Source organism: Paenibacillus sp. FSL R7-0313 (genome assembly GCF_037969885.1).
GTDB lineage: Bacteria > Bacillota > Bacilli > Paenibacillales > Paenibacillaceae > Paenibacillus.
The window spans coordinates 4,477,134-4,497,607 of the sequence record NZ_CP150219.1 but is presented as its reverse complement, the minus strand read 5'-3'; the positions used below and the strand labels follow the sequence as shown (position 1 = coordinate 4,497,607).

The 20,474-nt window shown below is 45.0% G+C and carries 14 protein-coding genes; 10 read left to right on the top strand and 4 right to left on the bottom strand.

Translation table 11 applies throughout. From position 1 onward, the window contains the following. The first annotated feature begins 208 nt into the window (after positions 1-208). Positions 209-1,948 carry an ATP-binding cassette domain-containing protein gene (locus NSQ38_RS19675; protein WP_339783690.1) on the top strand — a complete coding sequence of 580 codons (1,740 nt, stop codon included), beginning with the start codon at positions 209-211 and terminating at the stop codon, positions 1,946-1,948. Positions 1,949-2,018: 70 nt separating this feature from the next. Here the strand turns inward: NSQ38_RS19675 and NSQ38_RS19670 are convergent, their stop codons facing one another. Further along, positions 2,019-2,402: a hypothetical protein gene (locus tag NSQ38_RS19670; RefSeq protein ID WP_047843165.1), complete on the bottom strand. Its 384-nt coding sequence runs from the start codon at positions 2,400-2,402 to the stop codon at positions 2,019-2,021. Positions 2,403-2,821: 419 nt separating this feature from the next. On the opposite strand from NSQ38_RS19670, the gene NSQ38_RS19665 reads away from it, so the two are divergent. From NSQ38_RS19665 to NSQ38_RS19655, 3 genes are all read left to right on the top strand, one after another. Then, complete coding sequence (locus NSQ38_RS19665; protein ID WP_339783688.1) at positions 2,822-3,748, top strand: ABC transporter permease subunit; 927 nt, start codon at positions 2,822-2,824, stop codon at positions 3,746-3,748. An 11-nt stretch (positions 3,749-3,759) separates the two neighbouring features. Continuing rightward, positions 3,760-4,635 (top strand): carbohydrate ABC transporter permease, encoded by an 876-nt coding sequence (locus tag NSQ38_RS19660; protein WP_339783686.1) that lies wholly within the window; start codon positions 3,760-3,762, stop codon positions 4,633-4,635. 103 nt (positions 4,636-4,738) lie between these two features. After that, on the top strand, positions 4,739-6,433 hold the full coding sequence (locus NSQ38_RS19655; protein WP_339783684.1) for a sugar ABC transporter: 1,695 nt from the start codon (positions 4,739-4,741) through the stop codon (positions 6,431-6,433). Positions 6,434-6,532: 99 nt separating this feature from the next. On the opposite strand, the gene NSQ38_RS19650 is transcribed toward NSQ38_RS19655, so the two are convergent. Further along, positions 6,533-8,134: a response regulator gene (locus NSQ38_RS19650; protein WP_339783682.1), complete on the bottom strand. Its 1,602-nt coding sequence runs from the start codon at positions 8,132-8,134 to the stop codon at positions 6,533-6,535. A gap of 353 nt (positions 8,135-8,487) precedes the next feature. Here NSQ38_RS19650 and NSQ38_RS19645 point away from each other — a divergent pair, with 353 nt between their 5' ends. The 5 genes from NSQ38_RS19645 to NSQ38_RS19625 all read left to right on the top strand — a co-directional run bounded on the left by NSQ38_RS19645 (position 8,488) and on the right by NSQ38_RS19625 (position 16,134). Continuing rightward, positions 8,488-10,770 carry a glycoside hydrolase family 3 C-terminal domain-containing protein gene (locus NSQ38_RS19645; protein WP_339790608.1) on the top strand — a complete coding sequence of 761 codons (2,283 nt, stop codon included), beginning with the start codon at positions 8,488-8,490 and terminating at the stop codon, positions 10,768-10,770. 177 nt (positions 10,771-10,947) lie between these two features. After that, positions 10,948-12,150 carry a sensor histidine kinase gene (locus NSQ38_RS19640; protein WP_339783680.1) on the top strand — a complete coding sequence of 401 codons (1,203 nt, stop codon included), beginning with the start codon at positions 10,948-10,950 and terminating at the stop codon, positions 12,148-12,150. 21 nt (positions 12,151-12,171) lie between these two features. Then, entirely contained in the window at positions 12,172-12,819 is a 648-nt protein-coding gene (locus NSQ38_RS19635) for a response regulator transcription factor (protein ID WP_315935581.1), read from the top strand. Between the two features lie 191 nt (positions 12,820-13,010). Continuing rightward, a complete protein-coding gene (locus NSQ38_RS19630; RefSeq protein WP_339783678.1) occupies positions 13,011-15,212 on the top strand; it encodes an MMPL family transporter in 2,202 nt (733 codons plus the stop codon). Between the two features lie 52 nt (positions 15,213-15,264). Next, a complete protein-coding gene (locus NSQ38_RS19625; RefSeq protein WP_339783676.1) occupies positions 15,265-16,134 on the top strand; it encodes a DegV family protein in 870 nt (289 codons plus the stop codon). Here NSQ38_RS19625 and NSQ38_RS19620 read toward each other — a convergent pair. Both NSQ38_RS19620 and NSQ38_RS19615 read right to left on the bottom strand, forming a co-directional pair. Then, entirely contained in the window at positions 16,124-16,708 is a 585-nt protein-coding gene (locus NSQ38_RS19620) for a helix-turn-helix domain-containing protein (protein WP_339790606.1), read from the bottom strand. The genes NSQ38_RS19625 and NSQ38_RS19620 overlap by 11 nt on opposite strands. 250 nt (positions 16,709-16,958) lie before the next feature. Then, entirely contained in the window at positions 16,959-18,623 is a 1,665-nt protein-coding gene (locus NSQ38_RS19615) for a sensor histidine kinase (protein ID WP_339783674.1), read from the bottom strand. A gap of 190 nt (positions 18,624-18,813) precedes the next feature. Between NSQ38_RS19615 and NSQ38_RS19610 the strand changes: the two genes are divergently transcribed. Next, on the top strand, positions 18,814-20,460 hold the full coding sequence (locus tag NSQ38_RS19610) for a sugar ABC transporter (protein ID WP_339783672.1): 1,647 nt from the start codon (positions 18,814-18,816) through the stop codon (positions 20,458-20,460). The last annotated feature ends 14 nt before the right edge of the window (positions 20,461-20,474 follow it).

The window sequence follows — 20,474 nt, the reverse complement described above, 5'->3', positions numbered from 1 at the left end:
TTAGATGAATCTTCATTATTGTAAGTAGTGGATGAATCTGAGGATTTTCCAACAAGTCACCATTCTAAAGAAAGCATTCGAATTTTGAAGTGAGGGTAAGGGCTAAAAATCGATTGTACTTGGTGGTAAACAGTGTTACTCTAAAAGTCTGTGTTCGACAATATATTTAATACTAGCCACCAATTTATTTGTAAAGAAAGGTAACACTATGATAAAAATTGAAAACTTATCCTTCTCATTTCCACAAAAGGAACTATATAAAAACATTTCATTTACGTTTGAAGAGGCACAACATTGTGCTTTTATCGGAACAAGCGGAAGTGGAAAAAGTACATTGATCGATATCCTGATGGATCCGGAACGATATTTGTTTGAGGGCAAGTTAGAGATAGACCCCGATTGCAGAATCGGGTATGTGAGTCAGTTTTTGCAAGTAGACAAAACAAAAGAAGTGACCGTTTTTGAATATATCGCAGAAGAATTCATCAAGATACAAGATGAAATTACAGCGATTTATGCGGAGATGGCCACCACATCGGATATGGATTCCCTGATGGAAAAGCTTCAATTGGCTTTGGATGCCTTCGAGGCGATGGATGGGGATAATTTCGAAAAAAACATCAATAAACAGTTAAACCTTGCCAACCTCATGAAGCTCAAAGATCTTAGTATTTCCGCCATAAGCGGCGGGGAGTTCAAACTTATTCAAGTGATGAAGGAAATGCTGAATCGTCCAGACTTAATGATTATGGACGAACCTGATGTATTTTTAGACTTTGAAAACCTGAACGCGCTTAAAAAATTGATTAATTCCCACAAGGGAATGCTGCTGGTCGTTACGCACAACCGATATCTATTGAACCATTGTTTCAACAAAATCATACACCTAGAAAACACAGAGCTCCAAGAGTTTGACGGGCGATATATTGATTATAACTTCTCGCTGCTTCAGACGAAGATTGAGCTGCAAGAAATCGCGGTTGCTGAAGCTGAAGAAATTGAGAGATACGATCACATCATCGACAATCTTAGAGAGATCGCCACATATAATTCGGAAGCCTCTAGAGGCAGAGCGTTAAAAGCCAGAGTCAAGTTTCAAGAGAGATTGGAAGCACGTAGAATAAAAGAGCCTTTTGTCGATATCAAACAGCCGAATATCCGTTTTGGAATCGCTAAGGAAATGGAAGACACCGTTGTGGTTAACGTCAACAACTATAACGTTTCCTTTGACGAATTGCTTTTGGAAAATGTGAACTTTGAGATCAAATCAACAGATAAAGTAGCCCTGATCGGTCCTAACGGTACCGGGAAAACGACTTTACTCCGAGAAATCTTTAAAAACAATCAGGATTCCATTGAAATCAATGCTGATGTTAATGTGGCTTATTTATCTCAGGTTCAAGGCGAAATGCTAAAAGATTCGAATACCATACTAAATGAATTCATTGATTCAGGGTTTCAAACGTATGACGAGATTAGATCGTATCTTCCAAACTATGGCTTTGAAGGAGAAATCCTTGATCAAAAGATTGAATCGTTATCTGGCGGAGAAAAAAACATGCTTCAATTGGCTAAAGTGTCTGCCAGTCAAGCCAACGTATTGCTTCTGGATGAACCGACAAGCCATTTAGACATCTATAGCCAAATCGCATTGGAGAACGCTATTGAGGACTACAAAGGTGCGATTCTCATGATTTCTCATGATTTCTATTCGGTTGTCAATGGTATGGATTATGTTTTAATTATCGGGGACAAAACGATTAGTAAAATGAGTATAGAAGAATTTAGAGAGATGATTTATACGAGTCATTTTGATGAAAACTATCTAGAAAATGAACAAAAGAAAAAGTCTGTTGAAATGAAAATTGAATTGGCTTTAAAAGATACTAATTTTGAACTTGCAAAGAGTTTGGTTGATGAGCTAGAAAAGCTGATTAGGTTGCTTTAGACAAGGTGAATATTCCATAAATCTAAATCCCCCTGTATGTGGATTAATCCGCATACAGGGGGATTTACTTCTAGAAACAGCTAAACGAGCTGATTCGCTGCAGATCAATGCCGGTGTATAGCCAGAAGAAGCCATTCCAACGGAAGCCAGCCACCGAATTTCTACCTACAAATACCGGGTACATCCAGAAGCCGGGACCACGATCCGGCCAAATATATGTGTAGCGAAACAGACAGCCGGATATGGCTCTTGGATCTACCGCATATAACGAAGCGGGTTGCTGTGGAATGAATGATGGTGGCGGTCCGGTAGGTGCTTGCACGCCTTGTGGTCCGCCACCTCCACCCCCGGGGAACGATGGCGGACCAGGAAATCCGCCGGGTCCTCCTGGTCCTCCGGGACCCCCAGGGCCGCCGAACCCTCCACCAGGTCCAAAAGGAGGTAAAAATGTCATATCACATCACTCCTGTTCATTAGTCTAATGTATTGTATGTAGGCAATTGAGTAGGGGAATGGGTGAAAGCCTATAAAAGGCCGCTAATTTGAGATAGATAGAAAAAAAGACCCGCTCAAGCTGCGACAGTTTAACTTTTCGCCTTTGGAGTAGTGAGTTTCTTTCATGTTAAAGGAGTAGAAATCACTGATACCGTACGTAAAAGAAATATTAGTGTTTCCTAGATGGCGTATCTGATAGAAGGTAAATATGATGAAATAATGAAGTCGCCATCTTTGCGACTTTTTTAACAGGTAAGCAAACATTAAAAGTTAAGAAAACGCTATAGCTCCTTTGTATTACACTATATCTTGTAATTATGTATGCGCTTACAATAAGTTCATTAATACAAATCATGTATGAGGAGGTCTTAGTCTTATATGGAGTTGGCAGCCAAGAAAAGCAAAGAGAAAATTGTTCGTCGGGGAGATAGCTGGCAGCTTTATCTGATGTTAAGCCCGGCTGTATTGCTGGTTCTTGTGTTTGTCTACACACCACTGGGAGGCTTGGTCATGGCGTTTCAAGACTACAAGCCATATCTAGGTATTATGCGATCTGAGTGGGTAGGGATGGAGCAGTTCAAATTTTTATTTGAGTATCCAGACAGCGTTCAGGTGATCTGGAATACACTGCGAATCGCGGTATTAAAGTTAGTATTCGGTTTTGTTTCCACGATTGGCTTTGCCCTTCTGATTAATGAAGTTCGTCGGAAAGCACTGCGAAGCACTGTTCAAACCTTTGTTTTCCTTCCTCACTTTCTGTCATGGGTTGTGCTGGGCGGCATATTCATCGAATTGCTTAATCCGGACACCGGACTTGTGAATCAGGCGCTTCAGGCGCTCGGATTCAATCCCATTTTCTTCCTGGGTGACAATAACTGGTTTCTGTTTACGGTGGTATCTAGTGAGGTATGGAAGGAGTTCGGCTACGGCTCCATTGTCTTCCTGGCTGCGATGGCGGGTATCAATCCTGCACTGTATGAAGCTGCACAGATCGATGGTGCGGGCAAATGGAAACAGGTACTACATATTACACTTCCTTCACTAATCCCAACTATAGCTGTTGTGCTTACCTTATCATTAAGCCAGGTATTGAATGCAGGTTTTGACCAGATTTTCAATCTATATAACCCACTTGTTTATGAAAAAGGCGATATTATAGATACTTTTGTGTACCGCGTAGGTCTTATTGATGGTAATTACAGCTTCTCCACAGCTATTGGATTGTTCAAATCAATAGTCAGCCTCATTCTGATTGTGGGTGCATACCGCATTGCCTATAAGGTAGCCGATTATAAAATCTTCTAAGGGGGGTTCTCATGCAAGTCATGTCCGCGCCTCAGCGCTGGTTCCAGGTCTTCAATAACCTTCTAATGGTTGTGTTGGCGCTGATCTGTATTGTGCCTTTGCTGCATGTTATAGCGATATCGTTAAGCTCGACAGATGCTGTTATGGCAAATAGAGTTACCTTTTTTCCTATTAATCTTACCTTTAACTCTTATTTGAAGGCGCTTGAAAATCCGGTCTTTATGCCAGCAATATGGCTTTCTGTGCAACGTACCGTGTTAAGTCTGGTACTTGGTCTAATGATCAACTGTATGGCTGCATACGTTCTGTCCAAAGGGGGAGGCCGAGACGGAATTGCCGGATACAAAGCTTTTGTAGGACTGTTTGTGGTTGCCATGCTGTTTAATGGCGGTCTAATTCCTACTTATCTGCTTGTAACCAAAATGGGTCTGTACAATTCAGTCTGGGCGCTGGTGCTTCCCGGGCTGGTCAACGTATTTTATCTCATTCTGATTATGAATTTCTTCAAGGCATTGCCTAAGGAGATTGAGGAATCTGCCTTCATCGATGGCGCCAATCACTGGCAGGTGTTCTTCAACATGTATCTACCTTTGTCCTTGCCTGTGCTGGCGACGGTCGGATTGTTCATGGTAGTGAACGACTGGAACGAATGGTTTGCCGGCTCGATCTACATGCGCGGAGACAACGTACCGCTCAGCACACTGCTGAAGTCACTGATTGCTGTGCCTGTAGTGGATGCCAGCAATGTAAATGATATAGCCAAAATTAACAACCGCTCCATTCGTGCAGCTCAGGTTTTAATCGGAGCTGTACCGATTCTGCTCATTTATCCTGTGCTTCAAAAGTTTTTTACAGCTGGCATTGTCATCGGTGCAGTTAAAGAGTAGTCTGCATGCTGTCAATAGGGCAATCAGGTTCGGGTCATTCTGCTTTTTCTTCAAGGGAAGAGTGTGAATACACAATAGAAGTGAAACATGAGGGGGTAGACCAATGGGGAACAAGAGAAAAATGATGCTTTTTCTGGCAATTAGCTTTAGTCTGTTAGTCGCTTGCAGTAGTGAAGAGGAGGTTGCCAAATCTGCTGTACCTGCGAAGGAAATTTCAATTGTGGATGGCAAAATCGAGCCTGCCGTTTCCATCACAATGGTGAGAGGGGAAGACCCAACAGCCAAATTCAAAAATGGCGAAAACTATACGGACAATGTCCATACCCGCTGGGCTAAGGATACCTTGGGTGTAGAACTGAAAACGCTATGGACTTCTTCATCTGTGGATTACGACACCAAGCTGAAGCTGATGTTGTCCTCCGGAGATCAAATGCCGGATCTGTTTGTCGCGAATTCGTCACAGTCCAATACAATTAACACCTTTGTTGATTCTGGAAAATTGCTGGATGTGTCTGAGGCGTTTGATAAATACGCATCCGACACATGGAAAGCAGCGCTTGCAGAGGAGCCAACAGCCTGGTATCCCTTCATGAAGGATGGCAAAAAGTTTGCTATTCCTGTACTGCGGCCAACAGCAGGAACACAGTCTACACTTTGGATTCGCCAGGACTGGCTGGATCAGCTGAATATGAAAGCGCCGACCAATCTGGAGGAGCTTGAAAAGGTGATGGATGCTTTTGTCAACCTTGATCCTGACGGTAACGGCAAAAAAGACACCGTAGCGCTGGAACTTGCGATGAAGGAACAGATGCTGGGCGCACCAATGGGGGATGCATCATGGATATTTGGATTGTTCGGGGCGATCCCTGAGCGTTGGTATCCCGATGCAGATGGAAACCTGATGTATGGCTCCATTCAGCCAGAGATCAAATCCGGCCTGAGCAAACTGAATGAGTGGATGGGCAAGGGGTATATTGCCAGTGATATCGCCCTTCACGATTTTAACAAGGTAGCCGAGAACGTCGCATCAGGCAAAGTAGGAATGCTTGGCGGTGAAAACTGGATGATGGTATACCCTGGTTCCATGCTGCTGGCATCTGATCCAAACGCGAGCTATAACCCTTACCCGATTCCGGAAGGTGTTGATGGCAGCAATATGCGCACCATTGCTGATCCGTACACAAGTGCCATTTTGATCAGCAAGGACATCTCGGATGAAGCGTTGCAGGCATTCTTCCATTATCAAAATGCATTGTATGAGGTATATAACTCGGAAGATCCGTTCATGTTCAACGGTTTCCAGGAAGGGTACGACTATGTGATTAAGGATGGCAAGCCCGTTATGGATGAGAGCAAAATTCCTGGAGGAAAAGTAGGGACGATGAAATATACGATTACCGGTTCAGATGCTGTCTATCCTTCCAAAAGGCTGGAAGCGAATCTTAAAATGGCGAATAACGAAACGTTATCCAATAAGGAGCTAGCTGCACTGGCACCAACGGGAATTCTTGGTGCTGATGAGAACAATCCACTGGAAGCCTTTACTTCTAAAGCACTGCTTGTGGGTATGGAACAGAATAATGCTGATGTGCCTGAATATTTCCAGGGCGCTTCGACCAAAACAATGCTGTCCAGACAAGAATTGCTGACCAAAATGCAGATGGATACGTATATTGAAATCATTTATGGCAAAAAGCCGGCAGCTGAATTTGATTCATTTGTAGCAAAATGGAGATCGTCTGGTGGCGATAACATTATTAAAGAGGTAAATGAGTGGTATGAGACGGTGAAGCCATAATAGATTTATACGAACTGCAAAAATGCACTGGGAGCAATCCCGGTGCATTCTCCTTTTAAGATGAGCGATAAGCCCAGAATTTTTTTGCCATTCATTTTGTTAACGAGTACGAAACTCCTGTGGTGTGCAACCATGATGCTTTTTAAATATTTTGATAAAATGCGGCGGAGCCAAAAAACCAAGCGCCTTGCTGACATCTGCAATTTTGAGGTCTGAGTTCAATAACAAGTAAGATGCTCTGTTCATACGTAAGCTGTACAAATAATCGCCAATCGTTTCTCCGGTGACCGTTTTGTACACCTTGGACAGGTAAACGGGGTGCAGGCCGATATAGTCGGCAATGACCTGAAGGGAGATGCCTTCTGCCAAATGCTCCTGAATGTATGTTCTCACTTTAGACGTAATTTGTTCGTGCGCATTCATCAGCTGATTGGAGGCCTGCTTGCGCCGCTGATTAATCATTTTCTCTGCCCAGCTATATATGCGTTGGCCGGATAACTGACTTTTTTTCCGAAGCAAAAATTCGAACTCCTCCCCCAGCATTTCCTCAACCGTTGTGTCCTGCGATTTTAGTGAAATCGAGAATGTGGAAGACAGGTAGAGTAGTACTGTAAACAATTGATCGTGGGACAGCTCTTTGCCAACTTCGTTCAAAAAAAGAATTCTGGAAATTTTGCTTATGGCCTCATCCCAATTACCTGATTCCAGCAAGTTAGGGAGCAAGGGTGGCTCATACAAATTAATGAGATTTTGCTGCTCATGGGAATCCGCATCCTTTTTGTCCAACGTAATAAAATAGCTTTTGTTACTGCCCACATTCCGATTGATGGCTGATACGGAGGCTAAATACAGATCGGAGAGGTGGTCAGGGAAACATTGCTCTTTACTCAGACAAATGGAGATGGCTCCCTTTAAAAATTTTTGTACATTGTTTTGCAGTCTGACCGCGTGGGAGTCAACTGAATCAAGTGCATGAAGATCACTGTTTTTGATCAGAAATACCAGATATCCCTGCTCTGTAATACAATGCCACAGCTTGAACGGATGCTGAAACACTTCTTCGGCTATATTGGTTACAGCATATTCGAGCAAGGATAATGACCGAAGATCATAACCGGAGAATTCTTCCTCCATCCGAATGACCATCATAATAAAGGGGTCAGAGGACGCAAAGGGAATCTCCAGCATGTTGAGACGCTCGGCCAGAATCTTATGGCTCATGGCTTTGTTCTGAAGAAGTTCCTTAAGAAGTTGATTGCGCAACAAGGGCATATTGGCATGAAGGGCATGCTGAATTTGCCGAAATGAACTGATGCGCTCCCATTCGTGCTCAATATTGGCGATAGCCTTTGTTACAGCTTGGATGAGCTCATCGGTATTAATCGGCTTCAGGAGATAATTAGCAGCCTGATACTGAATTGCTTTTTGGGCATATTCAAACTCATCGTGACCAGACAAAATAATGCATCTAATTTTACTGGAGAATCGTCGAATCTCCAAAATAAGCTCCAATCCATCCATCTCGGGCATACGAATATCGGTAATCATGATATCAACAGCGTATTTGGAAGCGATATCGAGAGCCTCCGCAGCAGAGTAAGCTCTATGTACTTCCTGGATGCCATAATCTTCCCAGGGAATTGTCAGCGCGAGACTATCAACAACCGATTTCTCGTCATCCACTATTAATAAACCGTACAAGCTAATTCCCCCTCTATAGACAAGCTGTTACAACACTTATTGTATTGTATGATGGTCGAACTATCATTTCAATGCATGCAGCCTCGGCTAACCTGTAATCTTAAGAAAACGATACAGATGTTCAGATATACTTATGCGAATTAGCGTTGCAAGTGGCCAGCGAGGCATGAGAGATCTTTCTTTTTATTCGGATTGCGTTATATCACATTAAGAAAGCGCTATTTCATGTCATTAAACCAGACAGTACTATTAAAAAGAGAACTAAACTCAAGCCCTATAATATTATGCGGGACCTTACATAGCCGTATTACATGTCAAGGATACCTGCCGATAGATGAAGGAGTGTCTGGATGATGAATCGTGATATCAAGCAAATTGTGAAACAGTTAACTTTAAACGAAAAGGCAACACTCTGCTCAGGTAGCAGCTTTTGGACAACGCATGCTGTAGAACGTTTGGATATTCCATCCATTATGATGACGGATGGTCCTCATGGATTACGCAAGCAAGCAGGTGATGCCGACCATTTGGGACTGAACGAAAGTGTTCCCTCCACTTGTTTTCCCTCAGCGGTTGGGCTGGCAAGCTCCTGGAACCGGGATCTTGTACAGCTTGTCGGAGAAACCATTGGTAAAGAGGCGCAGGCGGAGGATGTCGCCATTCTGCTCGGCCCAGGGGCGAACATCAAGCGTTCCCCGTTGTGCGGGCGCAACTTCGAATATTTCTCAGAGGACCCTTACCTGACGGGTGAACTGGCTGCAGCTCATATCTCAGGTGTGCAAAGCCAGGGTGTGGGTACCTCACTTAAGCATTTTGCAGTGAACAATCAGGAGCATCGCCGGATGACTACCGATGCGGTGGTCGATGAACGGACATTAAGAGAAATCTATCTGACAGGCTTTGAGAAAGCGGTCAAGCAGGCGCAGCCATGGACAGTAATGTCTTCTTACAATAGAGTGAATGGAACATATGCATCGGAGAATGAATATTTGCTGAATACCATTTTGAAGGAAGAATGGGGACATGAGGGCTTTGTTGTGACAGACTGGTCCGCAGTGAATGAGATCGCAGCCAGCATCGCTGCGGGACTTGGACTGGAGATGCCTTCCTCCAACGGAGAAGGACCACGCAAAATTGTGGAGGCGGTGAATGGCGGCGAGTTATCCGAAGAAAAGCTTGATCAAGCCGTGGAACGGTTGTTAGCTATTATTTTCAAGGCGGCAGAAAATAAACGTCCAGAAGCAACCTTTGATTCTGAGCAGCATCATCAGATTGCCAGAGAAGCAGCAAGAGAAACGATGGTGTTGTTGAAAAACGAGGACGATATTCTTCCACTGAGCAAGAATAGCCGCATCGCCGTTATCGGCGAGCTAGCTGAGAAGGTAAGATATCAGGGCGGCGGCAGTTCGCATATCCATCCGACTCAACTGGATAGCCCTTATGAACAGATGGTTTTACTTGCTGAAGCGGATGCATCGGTGACTTATGCTGCGGGCTATAAGCTTGCTTCAGATGAAAGTGACCCGTTATTGATGAAGGAAGCCATCGAGACGGCCAAAGTAGCGGAAGTCGCTGTGCTGTTCATCGGTCTGCCTGACCGCTATGAATCGGAAGGATATGATCGGTCTCACATGGACATTCCAGCTAACCAATCGGCGCTGATCAAAGCCGTTGCAGCAGAGCAGCCTAACCTTGTTGTTGTGTTAAGCAATGGATCACCGATTGTGATGCCATGGCTTGATGATGTGAAGGGAGTACTGGAGGCGTATCTGGGTGGTCAGGCAGCTGGAGGAGCCATGGCGGATCTGTTGTTCGGAGAAACCAATCCAAGCGGTAAGCTGGCGGAAACGTTCCCGCAATCGTTGCATCATAACCCTTCGACTCTGTTCTTCCCCGGGGACGGAGATCGTGTGGAATACCGTGAAGGCATATATGTTGGTTATCGTTACTATGATCGTAAGGACATTGAACCGTTGTTCCCGTTTGGTTACGGATTGAGCTATACGCAGTTTGATTATACCGGTCTGAGTCTGAACGATACACAGTTCAAGGATACGGATCGGGTTACGGTAACTGTTACGATTCGAAACACGGGCACTCGTTACGGACAAGAGGTTGTGCAATTGTATGTGCGGGATCAGCAAACCGTAGTAAGTCGTCCGGACAAGGAACTGAAAGGTTTTGCCAAAATCGGACTGGAGCCGGGCGCTGAGGGCAGCGTTTCCTTCACGCTGGATAAACGCAGCTTTGCTTATTATAATGTTGATTTGAAGGACTGGCATGTAGAGAGTGGCTCCTATGATATTTTGATTGGCTCATCCTCTCGTTCCATTCTGCTGCAACAGACGGTCAACGTGGAGTCCACAACAACCGGGCCAGTACCTACCTTTGACCGTAATACAACGCTGGGTGAGCTGCTCGCCAATCCAAAAACGATGGCTGTCATGAGTCAATTACAGGGACTGGCTCCACAGGGAGCGGAGGAGGCCCAATCCGATGCGGTATCCTCCGAGATGATTCAGGCATCCATGAAATATATGCCACTTCGCGCGTTGATTCCGTTTACGGGAGGGGCTCTTACGGAGGAAACTCTTTCCCAGTTGCTTGCTGGATTAAATGCCGCTGTTCGTCAGTAAAACACTACACAACAGCTTTCACTATACAACATCGAAAAACGCTCATAAGTCATGACTTATGAGCGTTTTTCATTTAAGATGTTATGGGACGTTAGCTCATGTACGAAAGGGCATGCACCAACGTACATACAAAAGGACAACCATCCGTAATATAATCATTGGAGAAGAGGTGATCTTATGAATGAGAGGACGGAACGATTCAGCTTCTTGCAAATGAGCGAAGATGCCGAGGATGACCGAATCGCTTCATCCCGACTTCCCATTGCGTTATGGATTATACTGGTCACTATGGTTACGGTAGCGATGCAAACCTTGTTAGAACCTTTGCTGTTGCCCAGCCTGTTTTTTGTAGGCTTGATGGCGGCACATATTCAGTTATACTGGCGAGTGAGCAGGTTGATTCAGGTATCCAGGGTGTTATATCTGTTTCTTCAGGCCGGCTTGATTTTCGGGAGCGCTGCCTTGATGCCAGATGGTCTTCCCGTCATACTCATTGGTTTGATTCCTGTATTGATTGGACAGACCGTAGCTATTTTATTTGAACCCAAAAAGGTTGTTTTTTTTGCGTTTGTCCTCTATTTCCTTTTCTGTCTGGTTACGCTTTGGATAAAGGATGCTAAGGATCTTGCGCTGTTTATCCCCTTGTTATTCCTGATGATTGTTGTGGTAATGGCCTATGCTCTCCTGTACTACAGGCAGGTTAATGCCCGGGTGCGCACGCAAATGTTTTTGCGCGATCTGGAGCTGACACATCAGAAAGTTGAGGAGCTTACACTCGCTAACGAGCGCCAACGTATGGCGAGAGATTTACATGATACACTCGCTCAGGGACAGGCAGGTCTCATTATGCAGCTTGAAGCCGTGGATGCATACCTCAGCCGGGGAAACATCCAGCGTGCTCACGAGATTGTTCTGACATCGATGGGGCAAGCTCGGCAAACGTTGGGTGATGCAAGAAAAGCAATTGATGACTTGCGAACAAGGGCTACTCCAGTGTTTGATTTCAACGAGGCAGTACAAGACCAATTACAACGCTTTCGAATTGCTACAGGCGTTCAAATCCAACTGGAGTTGCAGGTTCGTTCGGCTCTGACCGGTTTTACCATGGAACATGTATTACATATTTTGAGTGAAACACTTATGAATGTGGCACGACATGCCCATGCTGATCAGGTTCATATATCTATTATAGAAATCTCCGGCTCACTCCAAATGGTGATCAAGGACAATGGCAGAGGATTCAATACAGCAACTATCGGAAAAAAGACCGGGCATTACGGTCTCATTGGCATTTATGAACGAGCCAGACTCATCGGAGGACAGATTCAGGTTGAAAGCAGCGATACAGGTACATGTATAACCTTATCTATACCATTTTGAATAGAAGGGAGGACATAAACAATGAGTCATAAAGTTCTGATTGTAGATGACCACTGGGTTGTACGTGAAGGCATCAAAATGATTTTGGGGACGGACGACAATTATGAAGTGATTGGCGAGGCTGAAGAGGGGCACACGGCGCTGGAGCTGATGCAGGAACTTCAGCCTGATGTCATCCTGATGGACCTGAACATGCCTGGCGGCTTGAGCGGTCTGGATACGTTAAAACAGATGAACGTAGAACAAATCAACATTCCAGTTATTATTTTGACGACCTACAATGAGGATGAACTAATGATTAACGGGCTTGGGTTGGGGGCCAAGGGGTATTTGCTCAAGGATACAAGTCGTGATCATTTATTCCGTACGCTGGAGTCGGCCCTTCGCGGTGAAACATTGCTGCAACCTGAAATTTCGGCAAGGGTATTTGCCTTTCACCAGAAGCCGGCGGTGGTGCACAAGCACAAAGATACATTACTGACAGAAAAAGAACTTATAATTCTTCAGGCAGTCGCTCGCGGACTACGAAGCAAGGAAATCGCATTTGATATGGGTATTGCAGAACGAACAGTAAAAGCTCAGCTGACGAATATCTATAATAAGCTGGGGGTAGACTCGCGCTCCGAAGCGGTTGCTGTATCCGTAGAGAGGGGCATTCTGCATCTGTAGAATATAGAATAATGTTGTAGGTTTCAAAGGGCAGCCTGTACGCAGGCTGCCCTTTGGTTCAACCCGATCGTACATGAAGGGCATGCCCCTACGTACGATTTTTTTTATTTAAGTTTCCACTATGATGATGTCATGAGGTTGTCCGAACAAGAGAACCTGAGTTTCAGATTAGAAGGGAGCTATCCATATACATGGCTAAATTTTTGTATCGATTAGGTGAATGGGCTGTAGCCAAGAAAAAAGGGGTAATTACAGGAGGGCTTGTCATCCTGCTGCTGTTGGCAGCAATCGGGATGGGGCTGGGGACCTCCTTTACAGGAGAGATGACGATTCCCGGAACCAAGTCCGAGCAGGCGGCCGATGTATTGAAGCAGGAATTCCCATCCTCGGATGATGGTGGACAGGTTCGAATGGTATTTAAATCGGAGAAGGGCACGCTTGAAACAGACTCCACCCAAAAAGCAATTCTCGCAGCGCTGAAAGAGGTAACGTCCGATTCCTCTGTAAAAGCTGTTGTTAACCCCTATGACGGGGGCACGATCAGTGCAAACAAAGAGGTTGGTTATGCGGACATTACATATACGCAACCAGCCTCAGATGTAAGTGAGATGTCCAAAGAGCATATCCTTGATGTTGTCCATACATTACGTGACAAGGGTGTTCAAACCGAACTTGCAGGAAGCGTAGCCTTTTCAGAGATTGAAATTGGCGGCGTGTCCGAGGTGATTGGTATCCTGATTGCATTTGTGATTCTGGCGTTCACCTTTACGTCTTTCCTTGCAGCAGGACTTCCCATTTTGACTGCGGTTGTTGGGCTTGGCATAGGACTCATGATTATCATCATCGGCTCCAACACGGTATCGATGGCTTCATTCTCCATTACGCTGGCTGTTATGCTTGCACTTGCGGTAGGGATCGACTACGCCTTGTTCATTATGTCCAGATATCGGCAGCAATTGGCCGCAGGTTATGATCGAAATACCGCTATTGCGCAAGCCAATGCAACCGCAGGAAGCTCCGTTGTATTTGCAGGCTTAACCGTTATTATCGCCCTCGTAGGGCTGTCCGTTGTACAGATTCCGTTTATCACGATGATGGGACTGGCTGCGGCAATCAGTGTACTGGTCGCTGTATTGATCGCTATTATTTTTACCCCGGCGCTGCTGGCAGCAGCAGGAGATCACATCCATCCTGCTCGTGAGAACAAATGGCTGCGCAAGTGGTCTGGTCGCAAAAAATCAGCCGAAGCAGAAAATCGTTGGGGGAAAATGGTTACTCGTAAACCATGGCTTACAACCATGCTGTGTATTGCCATTCTGGCGGTGTGTACCGTTCCATTCACACATATGCAGCTTGGCCTACCCGATAATGGCCTGAAATCCAAAGAAACGACAGAACGTCGAGGTTATGATCTGCTTTCCGAAGGTTTCGGCAAAGGATTTAACGGTCCGCTCATCGTCGTTGCCAAGGCTGCAAACAGTAAGGATGCAGGGGCAGACATTACGAAGGCAACCACATTCATCAGCAAACTTCCGGATGTAGCCTCTGTAGCTCCGCAGATTCCAAGTCCTTCAGGTTCTACGGCGATTATTACAGTGTTACCCAAATCAGGACCGAATGATATTAAAACAACCGAACTTGTTCAAACGATTCGTGATCAGGCAGAGCAGGTACTCAAGGATCATGATGTCGAGATCATGGTTACAGGTGGAACTGCCGTTAATATCGATATTTCAGAGAAACTGTCTCAGGCTTTACCAAAGTTTGCTTTGTTGATTGTTGGTCTTGCTTTTGTTCTACTTATGCTTGTATTCCGTTCCATTCTCGTTCCAATCAAAGCTGTAGCCGGATTTTTGTTCACTCTGGGTGCAACGCTCGGCTTTATTGTCTGGGTCATACAGGATGGTTATCTGGGAAGTTTCTTCGGAATTCCTGAGCCAGGACCTGTACTAAGCTTCCTGCCAATTCTGGTTACAGGTATTCTGTTTGGTCTGGCGATGGACTATGAGGTGTTTCTTGTTAGCCGGATTCGTGAGGATTATACACATACCGGAGATGCTGTAAAATCGGTACGAAGTGGTATATCCCATAGCGGTCCTGTAGTCACGGCTGCTGGTTTGATTATGATCGCAGTATTTGCCAGCTTCATCTTTGCCGGGGATACGATTATCAAATCGATGGGACTTGCGCTGGCGTTTGGTATCCTTGTTGATGCATTTATTGTAAGAATGACTCTAGTTCCAGCCCTGATGACACTCATGGGTCGAAGTGCATGGTATTTGCCAAAATGGTTGGATCGTTTGTTGCCTAACATTGATATCGAGGGAGAGTCTGTGATGAAAGATGCTCAAGGACATCACTCATCCAATACTCCAGATAATGACAACAAATAAAACAAGGTTTGCATCTCATAGATCATAGAACACCGTGAGCAGGAGGAGTCCAATGGCTAATGTTCGCATTTTCACAGACAGTATCTCTGATATACCCAAGGAATGGGTTGAAAAGTATGATATCGGGATTATTCCACTATATATCGTTTTCCAGCAAGATTCGTATTTGGATCGGATCGAAATCACTCCGCAAGAGATGTATAACATGGTCGAATTATATGAAGAGCTGCCCAAAACGGCGGCTCCTCCACCCGCAGATTTTATGAAGGCTTTCAGCCCGGTCATTGAAAATGGAGAAGATATACTGTGCATCAGTATGTCCTCTCACCTTTCATCCACGTACCAGAATGCGTGTAGTGCGGCCAGAGAGTTCCCCCCGGGCAGAGTAACAGTGGTGGATTCTCTCAATGTATCGGCAGGCACCGCAATGCATGTACTGCTTGCAGTGCAGATGGCTAGGGAAGGGAAAAGCGCACTAACCATCGCTCAGGCTTTGGAAGCAGTACGTCATGAGGTGCAACTAAATGTACTTGTGGATAATTTGGATTATTTGCATCGGGGAGGACGAGTCAGCAGCATTCAGCATATGCTGGGCAGCTTGCTGAGAATTCGACCGGGCTTGTATGTTCGAGATGGACTGGTTCATGCCGGAGTCAAATACAGAGGCAGCAAAGACAAAGTCGTGAACAAGTTGTTAAATGACATGTTGAGTCAGATCCACCGTATTGATCACGCGCAGGTCATTATCGCCCAAACATTAGAGGAGGAGAAGGCGGAGTGGGTCCGCAACTTCATCCAGGAACAAACCTCCATTCAACATGTGCACATCATCGAAGGAGGCTGCTCCATCTGCTCTCACAGCGGTCCTCATAGCATAGCGATCAGTTATATCTTAAAATCGGAGCCGCTGTTCAGGGCTTGAGATGATCCAAAAATATGTTCTTGAGGATATTAAATTGCTCGGCTTCGTCCACTTTTGTTTGGAAGGCTTCAATGCCATTGAGCATCGCTGTTTTTTTGGAGAAGTTGCCAAAGACATTAATCATCGTGTTGATCGTTTCAACCACATTAGCGTCGTTACGAACAGATCCATCCTTTTGACCAAGCTCAGCCAGCTCTGCACAAAGCATAATAATCTGTTGGTAGTTAGAATGATACATCTCGATATCCTCCAACGGGGACTTGGACATTGCGACGTAACACTCAAACGCTTCTATTAATTTGGAGCTTCGCTGGCTTTCCACCTGCTGGAAAAAAATAAGCGAGTCAAAAAGGCGGCCAAGCTTGTCGTAGCAGGTGCCTTCACCTCTGATAATATCGGAGAATACCCGTACCTCGGACTGGACAATATCTGAAGCTACGGCAACAATAAGCTGCTCTTTCCGCGGAAAGTAGCGGAAGATGGTCGCCACCCCCAGGATTGCCTCGTCTGCTATATCCTGCATGGTCGCTTGCTCAAAGCCTTTATTCAAAAAAGCTATTTTAGCTGCTTCAATTATAGCTGCTCGTCTTCTTGTTTTGAGGTCACTGCGCTCTTGTTGAAGCCGTTGATGGGGTTCTATTGTAAAAACCTCCTTGTTGGAATGAACTCAAACTATGCTATCAAACTAGACTCTTTTCTGTCAACGCAAGGATTCATTCTGCCAATTGGCGATCGAAAAATTACTATTAAGCCAAACAATGCCTCTGCCTTCACTCGAAGTGATGATCAGAGGCATTGTTCTATTATACAGTGTTTTCTTTACCCTACGATTTTGCGAGCGACCATTTTAATCGCACACGCATGCCCCCAAGGGGACTCTGTTCAAACTGAAGACCCGAATGGGTAGCATCATGAATACGTAGACGCTCTGCAATGTTCCAAAGCGCGCATCCCATCGTGTCCACAGGTGGCTCGGCTATTCTTGCCTTAAGTGCGTTAATTTCTTCCTCCGTCATGCCTTTCCCGTCATCATCAACCACAATACAAATCCCTTGTTCCGTACGCTCAACGGAGACTTGGATGGAACCAGAATCACGCTTGGTTTCTATGCCGTGGATAATACTGTTCTCTACCAAAGGCTGAATGAGTAGTTTGGGAATCGGGACAGATCTTAGCTCGTCCGGTAGATCGATCTGATAAGAGAGACGGTCCATGCGTAAGCTCTGTATCTCAAGGTAATTACGGACGATGCCCAACTCTTTTTCCAAATGGGTCATCGGCTCATCAAGGCGTGTGGTGTACCTGAAATATTCGGCCAGATTCTGAGTCATCGCAGTAACCGCTTCCTCATTGCCCAATCTTGTCATATTATTAATGAAAAAGAGACAATTATATAAAAAGTGAGGATTAATCTGAGCTTGTAGCTGTTTCAGCACCGCTTCACGAGCGACGATTTTTTCCTTGTATACCTTTTCAATCAAATCCTCAATCTGTCCGGCCATGTCGTTGAATTGACCATATAAGTAATCAAATTCATTACCGCTCTGTCGTTGAATCCGATAAGAGAAGTCGCCGTGCTTCAAAAGACGAACACCTTTTAATAGAGCAAGTATGGGAATCTGTACCTTGCGGAAAAGAACAACAATAATCGTGACCCCCGCCATAAACAGCATGACACAGGCAGAGTAAAACCAGAATTGCGTCGTTCGTATAGGCTGCAACGCTTTATCAAGGGGCATAAAATCAATTAAATACCAGCCGAGTTGATGAGAGTACACGTAATTGACAATGTACTGGGCACCGTTAACCGAAACGGTTTCGGTACCGGAGGATGGTTGTAGATGACCGGTTAGCTCCTTCATGATAAGAGGGGTCATGGGATTAGCCTCTTTGCGAGTAATCAATTGCTCGTCCGGGTTATAAAATAACGTCTCATTCTCGCCCTGATGTGAGTTCTCAACTATATCCTCCAGATTGCTGCGCGGGAACTCCAACCGAATAATGATCTGTGGACTGACCTTGTATCTATAATATTTAGCTGTAGCTGCATCATAGTTCCAACCTGATTTCAGTGAATTTACAGAGGGAGTCTTCATATTTAACTCCGAAGCAATGATCCATTGATTCAACAGAACCGAGTAGACCGATATTTTGTTATTCCATCCCTCGGACAGACTTTGCAGATTAACTCTCGCAGCAACATTTTGAATCAACTGTACCTGCTCAAAGGAACTCATCACGTCAATGGATCGCAGCAGGGCAATAGAATTGTCCGTTTCCATGGAGATGGATAACATATTCAGCCGATTTATGCTCTGATCAAGTGAGTTAACAACAAACTGCACGCGATTGAGATTGTTGGTTTCAATATCCTTTTGAACCGTATCCAGACTGGATTGAACCGAGAAGGTATACATGACCAGGACGGCGACAAGCATAATCAGCGTGATGGTCACCATGTTTATAAAGGTCCTGTATTTCTTTTTCAACCCTTAACGCCTCCTGCCAACGATGTAAATTCACCTTATTGTAGGCTGGCATTGGATGAAATACAAGTGATTTGGAATGTAATATAGATGAAGGTTAAGAATGAATTATCTAATGTTGGAAAAGCGTTATTTCGACTATATAACTGGCACGATATGATGAAGATGAATTAGATGAAGGAGCGCATTTCACATGAGTAGCAAAGTATACCTGTCTCTTTCTGTTGCTTGTATGATTCTGTTTACCGCCGCTTGCAGTGGTAAAGCACAGGAGCCTAAGCCTGTAAAAACAGGTGTGGTCGTAACAACGGTCAAAATGAATGATCCAACCACGATCTACAAAAATGGCGAAACCGCCGCGGATAATGTTCATATCCGTTGGGCCAGAGAAACACTTGGCGTGGATATTCGGACCAAATGGAGTGCTCCTGTCGATGACTACGATATGAAGCTTCGATTAATGCTCTCTGCCGACAATACGTTACCTGATGTGTTCTCATCCAATGTCATGGACACGGTCAATGGATTCATGATCTCAGGCAAACTGTTGGACGCTGGACAAGCGTTTGATCGATATGCTTCATCCACCTGGAAAGCGGCTATGGCTGAAGTGCCAGAGGTATGGAAGCCCTTTGAGATTGACGGGAAACGGATGGCGATTCCGATCATTACGGAGCAAGCCTCGCAGTCCGTACTCTGGATTCGCAAGGATTGGCTAGATCATCTGAACCTGAAGGCACCAAGCAATCTCGACGAACTGGAAACGGTAATGAAAGCCTTTACCGTTGATGATCCAGACGGTAATGGCATACAGGATACCTACGGTATTGATTTTGCAATCAAGGACCAGTATCTGGCCTCGCCCACAGGAGACATATCCTGGGTGTTTGGTGCGTATGGAGCGATTCCAAGTATATGGAGCAAGAATGCACAGGGCAATCTCGTGTATGGAAGTATTCAGCCTCAGATCAAAAGCGCGCTGGCAAAACTGCGAGACTGGAAGAAAAAAGGATATGTGGGCAATAACATAGCTCTGCAAGACTTCAATCAGGTCAATAAAAATATCATTGATGGCAAAGTTGGCATGGTGGCTGGTCCAGGCTGGTTTGGAGATTATCCGCTGCAACAACTTAAAGAAAAGGATCCGAAGGCTGAGTTTGTGCCTTATCCGATTCCTGCAGGAATGGACGGAACCACAGCGAGATTCAAAGGAAACTCTTACAGCGGGGCTTTAATGATCAGCGCAGACATTTCTGAAGAAGCCTTGCAGGCTTTTTTCAAGTATCAGAACTATCTGTATGAGGCTACGGTGACGGATAATCCGTTGTATCTGAGTGCTTATCAGAATGGATATGATTATGTGCTGAAGCCAGATGGTTCAGTGGATAGTGACAGCGGCGATATTCCCGGAGGGAAAGTGATAACGTTCAAATATACCCTCATGGGACAATATGCAAGTTACCCTTCCAGATTCAGAGCAGCTCTTCTGAGAATGGGCCAGGGAGAAGAGCTGAGCTCGCATGATCGCGCCATTTTGTTCAGTATGGGAATTGACCCTAAGGATGAGAAGCAGTATCCCATTATGAAGGCAAACGTTGTAGAGACCAGGCAGCGGCAGATTGATCGAGTCAATCTGTTTCAGGGGCCCCCGACAAAAACAATGCAAGCTCGAAACACTTATTTGCAAAAATTGGAACTGGACACCTTCAACTCCATTATTTATGGCGAGGAGCCACTCACCATTTTTGATGAGTTCGTGAAAAAATGGATGGATTCAGGTGGAAGAAAGATCACAGAAGAAGTGAATGAATGGTACCAATCGGCACAGACTCAGCCTTAAACCAGGATGGTTAA